The following is a 16,639-nucleotide window of genomic DNA, read 5'->3' as shown; positions in this document are numbered from 1 at the left end:
AAATGCTGTGAAATCATTGCGAAAGCCACATTGCGCGGGGACGGGAGTGAGGGTATGAATTTGTACGGCATCCAGTAGAGAATGAAGGAATACAGTATGAAACAACACGGAAGAGGCTTGTGGTTGGCGGTTATGTGCTGCGCCGCGCTGGTTTGGGGCGGCGCCCCGGCCATGGCGCAGCAGGACGCCGAGGGGTTGGTCAAGGACGCCATCGGCACCGAGGTGGCGGCGCAAAAGGAGAACGAGCGCTGGCAGGCCGAGCGCTCTGCCATGCTGGAGGAGATGCGCCACCTCGACAATGAGACACTGTGGTACACCTTTCAAGAAAAGAAATATTCCGGCTACGTTGATGAGTTGCAGACAAAGATTGACCGTCTGGAGCGCACCCGGCGTGAGCTGGACCGCATGGAAAAGGAACTGGAGCCCTACCTGTACGAACTGGTGGAAACGGTCACGGCCTTCGTGAAGGAGGACCTGCCGTTTTTGCAGGAGGAGCGCTCCCGCCGCGTGGCGTTTTTGCAGTCCTCGCTGGACGACCATGAACTGCCCCTTGGCGAAAAGCTCCGCCGTATCCTTGAGGCGCTGGAAGTGGAGGCCGCTTACGGCCAAAGCGCCGAGGTCACGACCGAGACGGTGGACCTTGACGGCACGCCCTCGCATGTGACTGTGGTCCGGGCCGGACGCCTCGGCCTGTATTGCCTGACGCCCGACGGCGAAACCGCCGGCCGCTATAATGAGGAGCAGGGACGCTATGTGACTTTGCCCGGTGCTTACGTGCGCTCCGTGGCGCACCTGCGCGACATGGTGAAGCAGAAGCGCTTTACCGAGTTGGTCGCCCTGCCTGTGAAGGAGGTGGAGTAGATGTCCGCTGTATATTCCACCGCGCAGGCGCGCCGCACCGGCCGCGCATGCTTTGGCTTGTCCCGCATAGCCAGTCTTGCCGTGTGCGCGGCGCTGTGCGTGGTGCTGGCCCTTCCGGCTTCCACCATGGCCCAGCAGGCCGCGCCGGAGGAAGGCGCGCCGTCCACCGCATGGAAAGAGACCGTGCAGGGCGTGGAGGGCCTTCGTGACGATGCGCGCACGGAAGCACGCCGTACCAAGCGCTCCATCCGTGAGGAACGCGCCGCACTTCTGCAGGAGCTGAAGGCCAAACGCGCCGAACGACAGCGCATGAAGCGCGAGTACGAAGAGCGCGTCAGCCAGTTTAAAACCTCTGTAAAGACCGAGGCCGAGGCCCGCCGCGTTCTTGCCGACCGCCGCGAGGAGATGAAGCTCCTTGAGGGCACGGTTCGCGGCGCGGCGCGCCAAATGCGCGAGCGCGCCCTCAACAGCCCCGTGACGCCCGAGTATCCCGAACGCCTTGCCACGCTGAATGCGCTGTTGGATACGGACCGCTTCCCCGGTCTGGACGGTATCCGCTCGCTGGCTGGCGTTGCCATGGACGAAATGAAGGCCTCCGGCGAGGTGGTGAAGCACCCCGGAACCTGGGTCAGCGCCGACGGCAGTGAACAGTCCGGCACCATCGTCCGCTTTGGCGCGCTGTGCGCCGGGTATGTGGGCGAGGACGGCGCCGGGTATTTGCGTCCCGCTCCGGGCGGCGTGCTGGAGGCCGTGGTCGGCGACCTGAATGGCGCTGTTAACGCCGTTGAGGAATTCGCTGATGGCGAGCGCGCCGATGCGCCCCTTGATTTCAGCGGCGGCGAAGTGTTCCGGCGTTTCCAGAAGGACAACGGCCTTGTGACCAGTCTGCGCAATGGCGGCCTGTTGGTATGGCCCATCCTGCTGGCCGGCGTCATTGGTCTGCTGCTGGCGGGGGAACGCTTCTGGACGCTGTGGCGCATCCGCGTGTGCCCGGAATGCCGCATGAACAAGGCCTTTGTCTGGGCCGGGCGCGGCGACCTGGAAAAATGCGCCTCGTGCCTTGGCACCAAGGGCAGCACGCCCACATGCCGCGTGCTCAGCCACGTTATTCTGCACTCCGGCGGCACGCTGGTGAGCATGGAAAAGGGCCTGCAGGAAGCCATCCTGCAGGAACTGCCCAAGCTGGAGCGTTTCCTTCCCACCATGAGCATACTGGCCGCAGTTGCGCCGCTGCTTGGTCTGCTTGGTACTGTGACGGGTATGATTGATACCTTCCGCGTTATCACCGTGTTTGGCGCGGGCGACCCGCGCATGATGTCCGGCGGTATCTCCGAGGCGCTTATCACCACGCAGCTTGGTCTGGCTGTGGCCGTCCCGCTGACGCTTATCCAACACTTCCTTGAACGCAAAGTGGACCGCATTGTGGCGGACATGGAAGAGAAGGGCACGACCCTTGTGGCGCGTCTTGTCTCCTCCGGGAGCGACAAATGATCTCAGGCAGCGGACTGTGGAACCATCTGATGGATGGTGGGTTCGTGATGCTGCCCATTGTGGCGCTGTCGTGCGTGATGTGGTGGCTCATCTTCCTCAAGGCGCGGGAGCTGTACGTTCTGCTGCGGCAGAACCACGCGGCGGCGGATGTTGTGGAGCGCAAGGGCAATGGCTGGCACAAGGCCATCGCCCACGACTACATGCGCAGCCGCTCCGGGCGCGAGGAACTGGACACCGAGCTTGCCAAGGTGCTGGTGGACCGCCACGCCGGACGCGCGGAAAAGGGCATACCCACCATCATCGTGCTGGCCGCCGTTGCCCCGCTGCTGGGGCTTTTGGGCACGGTGTCCGGCATGATTGATACCTTTGACGTCATTGCCGAGTTTGGCACCGGAAACGCCAAGGGCCTTGCCGGAGGCATCTCGCAGGCGCTTATCACCACGCAGAGTGGGCTGATGGTGGCTGTGCCGGGCATGGTGGCAGGCGGCCTACTGTATCGCCTGGCCATTAAGCTCCGGCGGCGGATGGAATTGTTCCTTGGCAGAGTGGAGCGCATCGTTTCGGGAGGAAGCACGGCATGAGTGCATATTCGCCGTATCGCAAACAGCGGCGCAAGTCGTCTGAAATCAATATGACGCCGCTTATCGACATGGTGTTCATCCTGCTCATCTTCTTCATCGTGACGACCAGTTTCGTGAAGGAGTCCGGGGTGGACGTGGAGCGTCCGGTGGCCAACACCGCGCAGAAAAAGGAAAATGTGAGCGTGATGGTTGGTGTGGATGCCACCGGTGTGGTGTGGCTGGATGGCCGCAGCATTGACATCCGCTCCGTACGCCCATGGATGGAGCAGTTTCTGGCCGAAACCCCGGAGGGCGCGGTGATGGTTGCCGCGGATACCCACGCGGAGAGCGGCATACTCATTCAGGTGCTGGACGCCTGCCGTGAGGCGGGCGTGAAGAACGTGAGCGTGGCCGCCCGGAGGCCGCAGTGACACGCAGACGGTACCTCTGGTGGGCGCTGGGCGGGGTGTTTACCCTTGGCGTGAACCTTGTCCTGTTCGTTTTGCCGCTTTTGGTGGCGGCTCCGGAAATGCCGGAGCCGCTGCCGGAGATGATGGGCGCGGTGCGCCTGTCCAGCCTGCCGGAGCATGAGCAGCGCGACTCGCAGGAGAAGATCAGCCCCGAGGACGAAATCACCCCGCAGGAGTTCACGGAAACCATGCCCCAGCCGGAAATGGATACGCCGGATATGCCCCAGCCGCAGCTGGATATTGATATCCCCCTTGCGGAGCTGGACATCAATCCGAACCTTGTTGACGGCATGGCGGTTCCCGCTCCGTCCCAGCCCGCTGTGGCGGCGGCTCCGGCCCCGTCTTCGGCTGGCGGGTCGCTGACCATTGGCGAGCTGGACGATACGCCACGCGTGCTCTTCAAAGTGCAGCCGCCGTATCCATTCCAGGCGGAGCGCCGCGGCGTGACCGGACATGTGCTGGCAAAGATGTTCGTGGACGAAAAGGGCCATGTGACCAAGGTGAAAATCCTTGGCGGCAAGAATGTGGAGGTCTTTGCAGAGAGCGTCCGTAAAACGCTGTTGCGCTGGCGCTTTAAGCCCGGAACAAAAAACGGCAGGCCGGTACGCTGGCACGTCAATCAGAAGCTGACCTTCAGCAGGTAGGGACACGTCATGCGAAGTTGTCTTTTGGCACTTATACTCACCGTGGTGGCGGCGTGCCCGGCGCTGGCGGAGTGGTCCCGGCCGCTTTCGCCGGCGGCGGGGCGCGTGTTGCATCAGGCCCGGCAGCTTGAGGAGCGCGGCGAGGACGCCCGCGCCGGTGAGGTTTTGGCGGAGTACGTTGCCTCGTCCAAGAACCCGCACCCCTACGGGTGCCTGCTCTATGGCAATTGGCTTATGCGCCATGACAAAATGGTCGAGGCCGCCCGCGTCTACGAGGACGCCCTGCAGCGCGAACCGGACAGTCCGGACATTGCGCTGAACCTTGGCGTGGTGCGCTACCATCAGGAGCGCTTCGTCGATGCGGGGGACCTTTTCCTCCGCGCGGCCGATGCCAGCGAGAAGCCCCGTCACGGCTGGAAATATCACGCCGCGGCATGCTACTACAGTGGGGAGGAGTTTGGCCGTGCGGCCACCGTGCTGGAGGGTCTGCTGGCCCAGCCCAAGGTCAAGGCCGGATGGGTGAAGCTGTACGCGCATTGCCTCGTCTCCCAAGAGCGCTGGGCCGAGGCGGAAGCCACGCTGCTGCGCTTTTTGCGGGTGCGTCCGGAGCAGGCCGAATACTGGCGTTTGCTCGCGTCCGTCCGCTCCGAGCGTTCGCATTACAAGGACGCCGCCGCCGCGCTGGAAATCGCCTATCGTCTTAAAGCGCCTTCGCATTCGGAGCGCGAGACACTCTCGCAACTGTATGCGTACGTTGGCGCGCCGCTGCTGGCCACCAAGGCCCTTGAGAAGTCCTTTGCCGAAGCGCCGTCCGCCAAGGTGTGCGAGCGTATGGCCCGGACCTATATGATGGCCGGCCGCCGCGCCGAGGCCGCCAAGGCGCTGGAGCGCGCCATTGCGCAGGAGCCAACAGCCCAGCGCTGGCTGTGGCTGGGCCGCATTCTGTACAAGGAGCGTAATATGGACGCCGCACAGAGCGCCCTTGGCAGGGCCGTGGCCCTTGGGGAAGAGACGGGGCAGGCCAGCTATCTCCTTGGCCTGTTGGAGTGGGACCGCCGCAATTGGAACGCCGCGCGCCGCCATTTCTGCGCGGCGGGCAAGTGCCGGAAGTTCAAGCGTCATGCGCAGAACGCCATTGCGTCCCTTGACGCCTTGGTCGAAGCGGAGCGCGAGGCCGAAGCCGCGGCCACCAAGGCCACGCAGACCGCACAGCAGGACCGCCCTGTTTCCAGCAACGCGACAAAAGCCAAGGCAGGGGCCAGCCCCAGCTAACGTCACTCCCGTCTTCGTCCGTCCGCGCCTTCGCGCGGTATCATCACACATATCTGGCCCGCCGGTTGTTTCAGCCGGTGGGCTTTTTGTCATTGCACGGCGCAAAAAGCGTTCTTCCCTTGAGTGAGGGGTGAAAAAACGGTACTCTTCGGGTGATTCGCTGGGTCCTTTTTCCTGTAATTTCAAGCAGTCCAAAGCCGCATGTTGCGCGGGGATTCCCCGCGTGCGTGTGGTGATATTGGATGTGGAGTGTTGCGGCCATGGGCATTGCCTCTGACCTTATCGTCATCGTTGTTACATCGCTGCTGTGCGCTATCGTTGCGCGGCGCATCGGGCTTCCCCTCATTCTCGGCTATATTGCGGCGGGTATTATTCTGGGGCCCTTTACCGGGGGCTGGACCGTATCCACCGCGCACGAGATTGAATTGCTGGCCGAAATCGGCGTGGCGCTGCTCCTCTTTGTCCTTGGCATTGAGTTTTCGTTCAAGGAGTTGCGCCCCGTGCGCATGGTTGCGCTTTTGGGGACGCCCATTCAGATCATCATTTGCGTGTTTCTTGGCCTTGGCGTCGGGCAGATGCTGGGCTGGGAGGTGACGCCCTCGCTGTGGCTTGGCGGCGTTCTTTCGTTGTCCAGCACCATGGTGGTGCTCAAGACCCTTGAAAGTCAGGACCTGCTGGGGACGCTGTCCAGCCGCGTGATGATTGGCATGCTCATCGTGCAGGACCTCGCCCTTGTGCCGCTGCTCATCATTTTGCCCAAGCTTGGCAATCTGGGGCAGGAGCTTGGCACCCTTGGCTTCGCCATCGGCAAGGCCGTGGTGTTCCTTGCGGGTATGGTCATCATCGGGCGCTACGTTATTCCCCCGCTGATGCGCCGCGTTGCCAAGTGCGGCTCGCGTGAGTTGTTTTTGCTGACGGTGTGCGCCCTTGGTCTCGGCATCGGGTATGTGACGTATCTGACCGGGCTGTCCTTCGCCTTTGGCGCGTTTGTGGCGGGCCTGATGCTTAGTGAGTCGGAATACGCCGAGCAGACCCTGAGCAACGTGCTCCCCCTGCGTGATATCTTCGGCCTGCTCTTTTTCGCCTCCATCGGCATGCTGCTCGACCCCAATGCCCTTGTAGAGGAATACGGCGCTATCCTGCTGCTGCTTGGCTGCGTCATCGTGGGCAAGGGGCTTATCTTCGCAGTACTGGCGCGCGTTTTCCGCTACGGCAACATTATTCCGTTGGCCACCAGCCTTGGCATGTCGCAGATTGGTGAGCTGTCCTTCCTTATCGCCAACGCGGGCGTTGCCGCCGGGGCGCTTAGCCGCGAGCAGTATTCCATCATCCTACCCACCGCAGTGCTCAGCATGATGCTCACCCCCGTGCTTTCCAAGCTTACCGCGCCGCTGTATCGCTTGAAGCAGCGTCTCTTCCGCATGCCGACCCTGCAGACCGTCAACATTCCGGACAACGCCCTGCGCGGGCACGTTGTGGTGGTGGGCGGCGACAACATCGGCGGCTTTGTGGCCGACATTTTGGCGCGCTTCGGGCACAAGTACGTTGTGGTCGAGGCCGACTATCACAATATGGAGAACCTCAGCCGCGCCGGGCATCCCGTCATCTACGGCGACGCCGCGCATGAGGTGGTCCTGGAGGCCGCACGCGTGGAGAGTGCCAGCATCATCCTCGTCACCACCCCTGCGCCGTCCGTCGCGCGCGAGGTGGTGCGCCTCGCCCGCAGCCTGAAGGAAGACATCGTCATCATTGGCCGCTCCGATGGGCGCGACCAAATCAAGGAGCTTTCGCGCTGCGACGTCGATATGGTCGTTGAGCCAAGCCTTGAGGCCAGTCTTGAATTCATCCGGCAGGCCTTTATGCAGCTACGCATTCCCGCCGACGAAATCATCCGGCTGACCGACGCCATCCACAAGGACGTTTACGCGCCCTTTACCGATGACGACGCCGAAGCCATCGTCCCCGGCAGTTTGCGCCTTTCCAACAGGCTGTTTGATCTCTCGTGGGTGCAGGTCGAGGACGGCTCGCCGCTGCTTAAGACGTCCCTCGCCGAGGCCGACATCCGCGCGCAGACCGGGGCCTCCATCCTCGCCTATATTCGGGACGACACCCTGCACGTCAACCCCGAACCGACCCTGCACTTTGCCCCCGGAGACGTTGTCGCCGTCATCGGAAGCGGCCCGCAACTCGCCGCCTTCCGCGATCACTACTGCATGCCCGGCACAACACACGAGGACATGCAGGATACGCCTGTGGCGACGGCCTAGGGGCAGAGGAAGGCAAAGAGGAAGAGTGAAGAGGTGCTCCGCAGGCTTAAGGGCCATGAGCCCTTAAGAATCCCAAGGTTTTTGGGCCTGGAAGCCAGCCCCAAAAAGGGTTGAGTGACGTATGTAAGCGAGGTAACCTTACGCCCTAACCTCATAAACCCTTTCTTAGGAAACCGGCTTCCGGTTTCCTAAGTTGTAAGGATTCTTAAGGAAGTTATTTCCTTAAGCCGCCGGAGGCAAAAAAAAGGCCCCCCTGAGCAATCAGGGGGGCCTTTGTGATGGCGTTATGCCAAGCCGCCACTGTGGGCTTACAGCCCCAGTTTTTTCAGGTGCACTTCAAGGCAGGCGATGGCGGCGGGGGTGATGCCGGAGATGCGGCTGGCCTGCCCGAGGGTGAGCGGTCTGATTTCGGTGAGTTTTTCCACGACTTCTCGGGTAAGCCCGGCGACGGTGGTGTAGTCGAGGTCGGCGGGCAGGGAGACGTCTTCGAGGTGGTGGAAGCGCTCCACGAGTTGTTCTTGGCGCTTGAGGTAGCCTTCGTACTTGATGATGGTCTCGGCTTCCTTGAGGGCGTCGGCGGGCGTGTCCGCGATGGCCTCGTGGAAGACGGCGAGGGCGTCGATGCTGACGGCGGGCTGGCGGAGCACATCGGCAAGCATGACGGACTTTCCGGGGGCGGCGGCGCCAATGGCGGCAAGGGCGTCGCGCGTGGCGGCGTCGGGCCGGATGCGGATGGTCCGCAGGGCGCTGAGCGTCTCGGTGATGGCGGTCTGCTTGGCGGCGTAAATCTGCCAATGGTCGTCGCGGACGAGGCCGAGGGCGCGGCCCATCTCGGTGAGGCGGGCGTCGGCGTTATCCTCGCGCAGCAGCAGACGATGCTCGGCGCGGGAGGTAAACATGCGGTACGGCTCGTTGGTGCCCTTGGTGACAAGGTCGTCAACGAGCACGGCCATGTAGGCCTTGTCGCGACCGGGGAGGAAGGGCGGCAGGCCGTTTTGCGCGCTGAAAATGTTGAGCGCGGCCCACAGTCCCTGCGCGGCGGCTTCCTCGTAGCCGGAGGTGCCGTTGATTTGGCCTGCCAGCCACAGACCGGGCAGAACCTTGGCCTGGAGGGTTGGGTCCAGCTGCGTGGGCGGGCAAAAATCGTACTCGATGGCGTAGCCGGGGCGGACGATTTGCGCGTTCTCCAGGCCGGGAATGGTGGCAATCATGGCCTTTTGGATGTCCAGCGGCAGGGAGGTGGGTATGCCGTTGGGGTAGACCTCGGGGCTGTCCAGTCCTTCTGGCTCCACAAAAATCTGATGCCGGTTCTTTTCGGGGAAGCGGGCGACTTTGTCCTCGATGGACGGGCAGTAGCGCGCGCCGGTGCCCTTAATGACGCCGGTGAACATGGGCGAGCGGTCAAAGCCGCCGCGGATGGCCTCGTGCGTGGCGTCGTTGGTCCACGTGACGTGGCAGGGGAGCTGCTTGAGCGGCGTGAACGGCTCGTGAAAGCTGAACGGACGCGGTGGATTGTCGCCGGGCTGAATGTCCATCTTGGAAAAGTCGCAGCTGTCGGCCAGCAGGCGCGGAGTGGTGCCTGTTTTGAGGCGTCCGAGCTCAAAGCCGAGATGGCGGAGATTTTCGGACAGGCCGGAGGATGCGGGGTCGCCAAGGCGGCCACCGCTGAAATTGCGTTCCCCGATGTGGATAAGCCCGTGGAGGAAGGTGCCGGTAGTCAGCAGTACGCTGCGGGCGTGGAAGCACTCGCCAAGGCCGGTACGTACGCCTGTGGCGCGGCCGTCCTGTGTGAGAACCTCGGCGGCCATGTCCTGAAAAATCCACAGGTTGTCCAGATTGAACAGGTCTTCCTGCACGGCCTTGATGTAGCGGTCGCGGTCAATTTGCGCGCGGGAGGCGCGGACGGCGGGGCCTTTTCTGGTGTTGAGCACGCGGAACTGAATGCCCGCTTTGTCGGCCCAAACGCCCATGCGTCCGCCAAGGGCGTCTATTTCGCGGACCATGTGTCCCTTGGCAAGGCCGCCGATGGCGGGATTGCAGGACAGATGGCCGATGCGGTCCACATTGATGGTGAGCAGGAGGGTCTTCATGCCAAGGCGGGCACTGGCGTACGCGGCCTCGCAACCGGCGTGTCCTGCGCCGACGATGATGATGTCGAAAAGATCGGGGAAAGGTGCTTTCATGCTTTGAACCAGCCGCCGCGCGCCCGTCTGGGCGCGCGGCGGCGATGGATTGTTGACTGATGTGGCGTGCGTGCGCCGCGTGAAGTCATGGGTTATTCGGAGAACAGCATCTCCGCGTAGACTTTGGCATCGCCCAGTTGGTGGGAGACGCGGGCGCGTTCGTTGGGCTGGTGCGCGTTGGATTCCTGCGTGGACCACACTACGGCGTCCAGACCGGCGCGGCGCAGGAATGCGGCCACGGTGCCGCCGCCAACGCCCACGGGGCGGGCTTCCACGCCGTAGACGGCCTTGACGGCTTCGGCCAGCTTCTTGACCACGAAGGCGTTTTCGCTTGTGGCGGGAGCGGCCTGCTCACCCTGCAGGATGTCGTATTCGCAGCGTACGCCGTGCTCCATTTCGATATCCGCGCCCATGTCCTTGATGGCGCCCATGACGTCGTCAAGGTCGTAGTGCGGCAGGATGCGTGCGTCGATGTAGAAGACGTCCTTGCCGGGGATGGTGTTGATATTGGGGACGTTGGCGTCCTTCTTAGTCGGCTCGAAGGTGGAGACCGACGGCTCGAACAGGTCGTCGTTGTCGGGGAACATGTCGTACAGCTCATGCACGCGGGTGATGAAGTCCGACGCGGCGATGAGGGAGTTGACGCCTTCCAGCGGGGTGGACGCGTGGCACTGCTTGCCGATGACGGAAACCTTCACCCACATGGAGGACTTTTCGGCCACCTCAATCTGCGTGGAGTCCGGGGCGCCCATGTCGGGCACAACGATAAGGTCGTCCTTGCCGAAGATGTCCGCGTGGTGCTCGGCAATGTAGCCGAGGCCGTACCTGCTGCCGGTTTCCTCGTCCGCCACCAGCATGATGCCGAGGTTGACGTCCGGCGTGGCGCCGGTTTCGAGGATGGCCTTGGCAAGAATGAGGCTGGGGACGATGCCTGCGTGGTCGTCCTCCACGCCGCGGCCGTACATCAGGTCGTCCTCAACGCGCAGGGTGTAGGGATCGCCGTCCCACAGGCTTTCGTCGCCGGGGGGCACGATGTCCGTGTGGCCGATAATCCACAGCGTGCGGTCCGGGTTCGCGCCGGGGATGATGGCGGCGATGTTGGGGCGGTAGCCCGCTTCGGCGCGCTCGTCCGGGGCGCTGAGTTCGGTGATGTTCTCCAGCCCGATTTCGCGCATGTATTCCATGAGGAAGTCGGCCTTGGCCTTTTCGCCGGGGCCGTCGTTGTCCGGGCCAAGGGCGGGGATGGCGACCAGCTTGCGCTGCAGGTCAAGCAGGGCGTCGCGCTGGGAGTCGATGTATGTAAAAATTTGATTCTTCATGAGTGCTCCGTTGGGTGAGAGGAGGCGAAAGAGCGCTGGCAGGGGCGTGCCCCAAGCTGTGCGCCGCGTCTACGGAATGTGGGTACCGCGAATCGCCGTGGGCCGCCAGTAAAAAGGGGTGGGGCCACGTGGTGGCGAGAAGGGCGCAGTGTGGATGCGGCGCGCGCTGGTGTGGCGTAGGCCTCAACGGAAAAGGGCGGACCTTTCGGCCCGCCCTTTTGATTCCTCGTCAAATGCCGACTAGCGACCTTTGGCGGCGCGCTTGGAGGCCTTGAGGGGGTTGACTTTGACCTTGCCGGCCTTGTCCTTCTCAGCGCGGACATGGGTAGCAAAGTTACAGACGCCGCTGTGCCACTTGAGTTCGGGCTGGGCGTAGGTGGTGCAGTAGTTGCCGGACTCGTGAGCCACGACACGGTCGCACCCTTCACACTTTTCGACAACCTGCTGCAGGGCAACACCGTTGTAGGTGAGGCCTTCGTCAGTCATGACGGCGTCGTCGATGATGGTCTTGCGATGTTTTTTGGCCATGAAATATTTCTCCTCTCTAAATACGACCCGGAAACGGGAAGTGTTTCCTTGGCTGTCTCTCGAAAGCGGGTGAGTATTTATTGATATGGGCGTATTTGTCAAGCCCCAGAATGGGGTTTTCCACTACGGGCCGTATCCACCCACTCCGACAACCTTCGCGCGTTGGCGCGGAGTTCCTCGGTGGTGATGTTGGCGAATGTGCCGTCCGCATAGAGGACGCGGCCGCCAACCATGGTTAGGGCGACGTCGTGCCCTCCTGCCGCGTACACGGCGTGTGAGATTGGGTTGTATACAGGACAAAGGGCTGGTTCGTCGAGGGAAAGTGCAACAATATCTGCGATATTTCCTTCGCGGATGCTGCCGAGGCCGTCCCAGCGCAGGGCGCGCGCCCCGTTGACGGTGGCGGCGTCCAGCACTGCCGCGGCTGGAACGGCAGTTGGGTCGCCGCTGGAAACCTTGCCCAGCATGGCGCAGGCCGTCATTTCGCGAAAGAGGTTCAGGCTGTTGTTGCTGGCCGCGCCGTCAGTGCCAAGGCACACATTGACCCCGGCGGCAAGCAGGTCGCGCACACGGGCAATGCCGCTGGCCAGCTTCATGTTGCTGCGCGGATTGTGCGCCACGCTGGCCCCGGATGCGGCGATGCGCTCAATCTCGCCGTCGGTCAGGTCCACACAGTGCACGAGCACGCTGCGCGGCGACAGGCACCCCGCATCACCCACAACCGCCACGGGGCGCTTGCCATACATCTCAAGGGATTGCGCGCATTCGGCGGCGCTTTCGCTGAGGTGAATCATCCACGGCATGTCCATGTCCTCGGCGGCGCGGAAGGTGTCCTTCAGGATGTCCTCGCTGGTGGTGTAGACGCCGTGGGGCGGCATGCAGACGCGGATGGTGTCCGTATCCGCCACGGCGTCGCGCAGGGCGGCGGTCAGCTCAATGGCCTGTTGCGGCGTGTCGTACGAGCGGGTGGGAAAGCCAAGAATCCCCTCGCCAAGCATGGCGCGGATGCCCATCTGCCGGGCGGCGCGGGCTGTTTCGCTCTCCAGCATATACATATCCGCAAAGCAGGTGGTGCCGGTGCGCAGCATCTCGGCGCAGGCCACGATGGACCCGGCATGCACGAGCTGCGGCGTCAGGCCCTTTTCCATAGGCCAAATGTGTTCCTGCAGCCAGACCATAAGGGGCTGGTCGTCGGCGAGGCCGCGAAAGGCCGTCATGGCCGCGTGGGTGTGGCAGTTGATGAGGCCGGGGAGCACCAGGTGCCGCGACAGGTCGATAACGCGTGGTGCACCTGCCTGCTGCGGCTGGAGGGCCTCGCGCGGGGTGAGCGCGGCGTCAATGTTGGGGGCAAAGGCGTCGCTGATGGCGGACCAGTGGTCCACGGCAACGATGTCGCCGCCGGAAATGGCGATGCCCGCGTCCTCTATGACGCGGCGGTCAGCGTCCTGCGTGACGAGGATGCCGGCGCGGATGATGGTGTCTGCGTGGGGGAGCGTGCTCATTTGTTGGCGGCCTCCGCTCCGGTCTGCTTGCGGATCCACTCGGCGGCGTCGCGGACTTCCGCGCACAGGGCGGGGTAATCCACCGTGAGGAACGCGCCGTCGCGGTACAGGACGTGCCCGTCCACCATGGTGAAGCGCACGTCGCCGCCGCCGGCGGCGTACACCGCGTGAGAAATGGGGTTGTAGATGGGCATCAAGCCGGGCTGGTCAAGGTCGAGGGCGGTGAGGTCCGCGGCCTTGCCCGGAGCAATGCTGCCGATTTCCTCCCACTGCAGGCAGGCCGCGCCGCCGCGCGTTGCCATGTCCAGCACTTGCTGGGCCGGGGCGGCTGTGGGGTCGAGGGTGGCGACCTTTTGCAGCATGGCGCAGGAGGCCATCTCCGCGAACATGTCCAGATTGTTGTTGCTGCACGCGCCGTCCGTGCCGAGGCCGAGGCTGACGCCCGCCGCCTGCATGTCGCGCACGCGGGCGATGCCGCTGGCCAGCTTCATGTTGCTTTCGGGATTGTGCGCCACGTGGGCGCCGGTGCGCGCGAGGGTGGCGACCTCGTCATCGGTGAGGTCCACGCAGTGCGCGGCGAGGGTGGTTGGGGTCAGCAGGCCGAGGCTGTCGAGGTAGGCCACGGGGCGCTTGCCGAATTTTTCCAGACTCTGGGCGGTTTCCGTTTCCGTCTCCGCGAGGTGGATATGCAGCGGGATGTCCAGTTCCTGCGCCAGTTCGTGGGCGCGGGTGAGGAGCTGCGGCGAGGTGGTATACAGCGCATGCGGCATGACGGCGGTGCGGATGCGCGGCGTGTCCGCGCTGGCGGCGTGCATGCGGCGGACCACGTCAAAGGCGGCGTTTTCATCAGCGTAGGCCGGAGTGGGGAAGGAGAAAATCACCTCGCCAATGCGCGCCCGCATGCCTGTTTCGCGCACGGCGTCAGCAACGGCCTCCTCCATGAGGTACATATCATAAAAGCAGGTGGTGCCGGTGCGCAGCATCTCGCAGCAGCCGAGCAGGGCGCTTAGGCGGACAAGCTCGGGCGTCAGCTTTTGCTCCACGGGGAAGATGTGGTCCGTCAGCCACTGCATGAGCGGCAGGTCGTCGGCAAGGCCGCGCATCAGCGTCATGGGCGCGTGGGTGTGGGCATTGACAAGGCCGGGCAGCAGCAGGCTGGGGCCAAGGTCGATGGTCTCCGGGGCGGACCAGTTGGCGGAAATATCCGCGAACGGGCCGACGGCGGCAATGACGCCGCCCTGTATGGCCACCGCGCCGTCCTGGATGACGTCGCGGGTGTCGTTTTGCGTCACAATCCAGTCGGCGCGGACGAGGGTATCGCATGTATGCATAGGCCTACTCCTTTCGCATGAGCGATGAGGCGTTGTGTTCAAAGGAGAAGTTGTACGGCAAGCCCGTGGTCCCTGCAAGGCGGCGCTGCATGTTTGGCGCTGGCGGGGGCCGTGGGCGCGGCGAAAAATTGCGGCAAAGCGGGGCAAGATATGGCATACTGCCTTGGTGTTCCCTCCCGGCGCCTTTGCCGGGGCGGCACCGCCCCAAAGAGGGAAATACGCGCAGCGGGAAGGCCGTTTATGTCACCTTTGCCCAAGCGACCGGGTAGAGAATGGTGAGAAGGTATACCCGACTAAAACAGTCCGGTCGGGGTGAATTAGGGTAGGCGGAAGCGGCGTGATATGGAGTATCGCGAGGATTCAGGCTGGCTAAAGCCCGATCGGGTACTTGAAAAATGACAAAAATGTCGCTAGCCTCCCCACCTTCTTCATATCTACGAACCGTCGCACGCATCACACACACATCCTGTATTCGGGAAGCGCTCTTCTTCCCATTGGCGACACAACAGTTGGAGGCACTTTGATTGATAAGGAACCTCATACGCAGTCACAGAAAAGGAATTGGCTAGAGCTTGATGTCAACCCCTATGTTTTCTACATTTCCGCAGGGCTAATCGTCTCGTTTGTTGTCTTGGCCATCTCGTTCCATCAGGCCATCGGCAACTGGTTTGAGACGCTGCAGTCCAACATTGCGAACTACGGGGGCTGGTTCTTCATCTGGACCATGAACATTGCCCTCGTCTTTGCCATCACGCTCCTCCTTGGCCGATTTGGCGATGTCCGCCTTGGCGGCGACGACGCCGAACCAGAGTTCAGCACAACGGCGTGGTTTGCCATGCTGTTTAGTGCGGGCATGGGTATCGGTCTTCTCTTCTACGGCGTTGCGGAACCGATGTTCCATTTTGTGGCCTCGCCCTTTGCGGAGCCTGGCACTCCCGAGGCCGCACGTCTGGCGATGGACCTGTCCTTTCTGCACTGGGGCTTCCACCCTTGGGCGCTGTACACCATCGTCGGTCTTTCCCTTGCTTTCTTCTCGTTCAACAAGGGCTACCCGCTGACCATCCGTTCCGTGCTTGCGCCGCTTCTGGGTGATAAGGTCAACGGCCCGTGGGGCTACACCGTGGACATTATGGCCACTGTGGCCACGCTGTTTGGCGTTGCGACCTCCCTTGGCCTTGGTGTGCGGCAGGTGAATGCCGGTCTGCACCACCTGTTCGGTTTGCCGCAGACCCCCGTTGTGCAGATTGTGCTTATCGCCTGTATTACGGCCATTGCCACTGTCTCCGTGGTGAAGGGACTGGACGCGGGTATTAAGCGCCTGTCCGAGCTGAATATTATGGTCGCCGCCGCGTTGATGTTCTTTGTGCTGGCCGTTGGCCCCACGCTGTTCATCATGAACGCGCTTATCGAGAATATTGGCTTCTACCTGCAGAATCTGCCCCAGCTCTCCACGTGGAGTGAAACCTATGAGAACACGTCGTGGCAGAATGGCTGGACCGTGTTCTACTGGGGCTGGTGGATTGCCTGGTCTCCCTTTGTGGGCATGTTTATCGCCCGCGTGTCCAAGGGCCGCACCATCCGCCAGTTTGTGCTGGGCGTTATGCTGGTGCCGTCCTTTGTGACCTTCCTGTGGATTACCGTCTTCGGCAACAGCGCCCTGAACATTGAAATGTTCGGCTCCGGCCAGATTGCGCAGGCGGTGCAGGAAAACATCCCTGTTTCGCTGTTTGTGCTGCTGGAGAAGTTCCCGCTGTCCGGCTTTACGTGCCTGCTGGCCGTCATCGTCGTCATCACCTTCTTTGTGACGTCGTCGGACTCCGGCTCCATGGTTATTGATATCATCACCGCCGATGGCAACCCCGACCCGCCGGTGTTCCAGCGTTTGTTCTGGGCCATTTCCGAAGGTGTGGTCGCAGGAGCGCTGCTGCTTGGCGGTGGCCTTGTGGCGCTGCAAACGGCGGCCATTACAACAGGCCTGCCTTTTGCGGTGGTCATCCTCCTGATGTGCTGGAGTTTGTATAAGGGGCTTGATGAATATGTTGGACCGCAGCGCTTCCGCGTGGAAAAGCGGCCCAAGATTAAGGTGAAGCTCAAGACCAAGCCCAGCCCCAAAACCATCGCACGACTCAATAAGAAAAAAATGCGCTAACGCGTCGTGGGCCGGGTTGCACGCCCGGCCCACGCTTTGCTATCCCGAAAGAGACTATCGGC

Annotated in this window: 13 protein-coding genes; 8 read left to right on the top strand and 5 right to left on the bottom strand. The window is 62.7% G+C overall.

The window, feature by feature from the left end; translation table 11 throughout:
• Window positions 1-96 precede the first annotated feature (96 nt).
• From ACI3L3_RS10830 to ACI3L3_RS10800, 7 genes are all read left to right on the top strand, one after another.
• Window positions 97-861, top strand: a complete 765-nt coding sequence (locus ACI3L3_RS10830) for a DUF3450 domain-containing protein (protein WP_404845124.1) — start codon at window positions 97-99, stop codon at window positions 859-861.
• The gene (locus tag ACI3L3_RS10825; RefSeq protein ID WP_404845123.1) at window positions 862-2,352 is read left to right on the top strand and encodes a MotA/TolQ/ExbB proton channel family protein; all 1,491 of its coding nucleotides are present in this window, start codon (window positions 862-864) and stop codon (window positions 2,350-2,352) included.
• A complete protein-coding gene (locus ACI3L3_RS10820; RefSeq protein WP_404845122.1) occupies window positions 2,349-2,933 on the top strand; it encodes a MotA/TolQ/ExbB proton channel family protein in 585 nt (194 codons plus the stop codon). Before ACI3L3_RS10825 ends, ACI3L3_RS10820 begins: the two co-directional genes overlap by 4 nt.
• Window positions 2,930-3,343, top strand: a complete 414-nt coding sequence (locus ACI3L3_RS10815; RefSeq protein WP_404845121.1) for an ExbD/TolR family protein — start codon at window positions 2,930-2,932, stop codon at window positions 3,341-3,343. The genes ACI3L3_RS10820 and ACI3L3_RS10815 overlap by 4 nt, the downstream gene beginning before the upstream one ends.
• Window positions 3,340-4,026 carry an energy transducer TonB gene (locus ACI3L3_RS10810; RefSeq protein ID WP_404845120.1) on the top strand — a complete coding sequence of 229 codons (687 nt, stop codon included), beginning with the start codon at window positions 3,340-3,342 and terminating at the stop codon, window positions 4,024-4,026. The genes ACI3L3_RS10815 and ACI3L3_RS10810 overlap by 4 nt, the downstream gene beginning before the upstream one ends.
• 9 nt (window positions 4,027-4,035) lie before the next feature.
• A complete protein-coding gene (locus tag ACI3L3_RS10805) occupies window positions 4,036-5,298 on the top strand; it encodes a tetratricopeptide repeat protein (RefSeq protein WP_404845119.1) in 1,263 nt (420 codons plus the stop codon).
• 260 nt (window positions 5,299-5,558) lie between these two features.
• On the top strand, window positions 5,559-7,565 hold the full coding sequence (locus tag ACI3L3_RS10800) for a cation:proton antiporter (protein WP_404845118.1): 2,007 nt from the start codon (window positions 5,559-5,561) through the stop codon (window positions 7,563-7,565).
• Window positions 7,566-7,873: 308 nt separating this feature from the next.
• On the opposite strand, the gene mnmG is transcribed toward ACI3L3_RS10800, so the two are convergent.
• From mnmG to ACI3L3_RS10775, 5 genes are all read right to left on the bottom strand, one after another.
• A complete protein-coding gene (gene mnmG, locus ACI3L3_RS10795; RefSeq protein ID WP_404845117.1) occupies window positions 7,874-9,748 on the bottom strand; it encodes a tRNA uridine-5-carboxymethylaminomethyl(34) synthesis enzyme MnmG in 1,875 nt (624 codons plus the stop codon).
• 92 nt (window positions 9,749-9,840) lie between these two features.
• Window positions 9,841-11,067: a M20 family metallo-hydrolase gene (locus ACI3L3_RS10790; RefSeq protein WP_404845116.1), complete on the bottom strand. Its 1,227-nt coding sequence runs from the start codon at window positions 11,065-11,067 to the stop codon at window positions 9,841-9,843.
• A 240-nt stretch (window positions 11,068-11,307) separates the two neighbouring features.
• Complete coding sequence (locus tag ACI3L3_RS10785; protein ID WP_404845115.1) at window positions 11,308-11,595, bottom strand: PxxKW family cysteine-rich protein; 288 nt, start codon at window positions 11,593-11,595, stop codon at window positions 11,308-11,310.
• A 98-nt stretch (window positions 11,596-11,693) separates the two neighbouring features.
• Window positions 11,694-13,097, bottom strand: a complete 1,404-nt coding sequence (locus tag ACI3L3_RS10780; protein WP_404845114.1) for an amidohydrolase family protein — start codon at window positions 13,095-13,097, stop codon at window positions 11,694-11,696.
• Entirely contained in the window at window positions 13,094-14,428 is a 1,335-nt protein-coding gene (locus ACI3L3_RS10775) for an amidohydrolase (protein WP_404845113.1), read from the bottom strand. The genes ACI3L3_RS10780 and ACI3L3_RS10775 overlap by 4 nt, the downstream gene beginning before the upstream one ends.
• Window positions 14,429-14,948: 520 nt before the next feature.
• Here ACI3L3_RS10775 and ACI3L3_RS10770 point away from each other — a divergent pair.
• Window positions 14,949-16,577 (top strand): BCCT family transporter, encoded by a 1,629-nt coding sequence (locus ACI3L3_RS10770; RefSeq protein WP_404845112.1) that lies wholly within the window; start codon window positions 14,949-14,951, stop codon window positions 16,575-16,577.
• Window positions 16,578-16,639: the final 62 nt, after the last annotated feature.

This window comes from Desulfobaculum sp. SPO524, assembly GCF_044987625.1.
GTDB lineage: Bacteria > Desulfobacterota > Desulfovibrionia > Desulfovibrionales > Desulfovibrionaceae > Desulfobaculum.
This window is presented reverse-complemented; position numbering and strand designations above follow the sequence as displayed.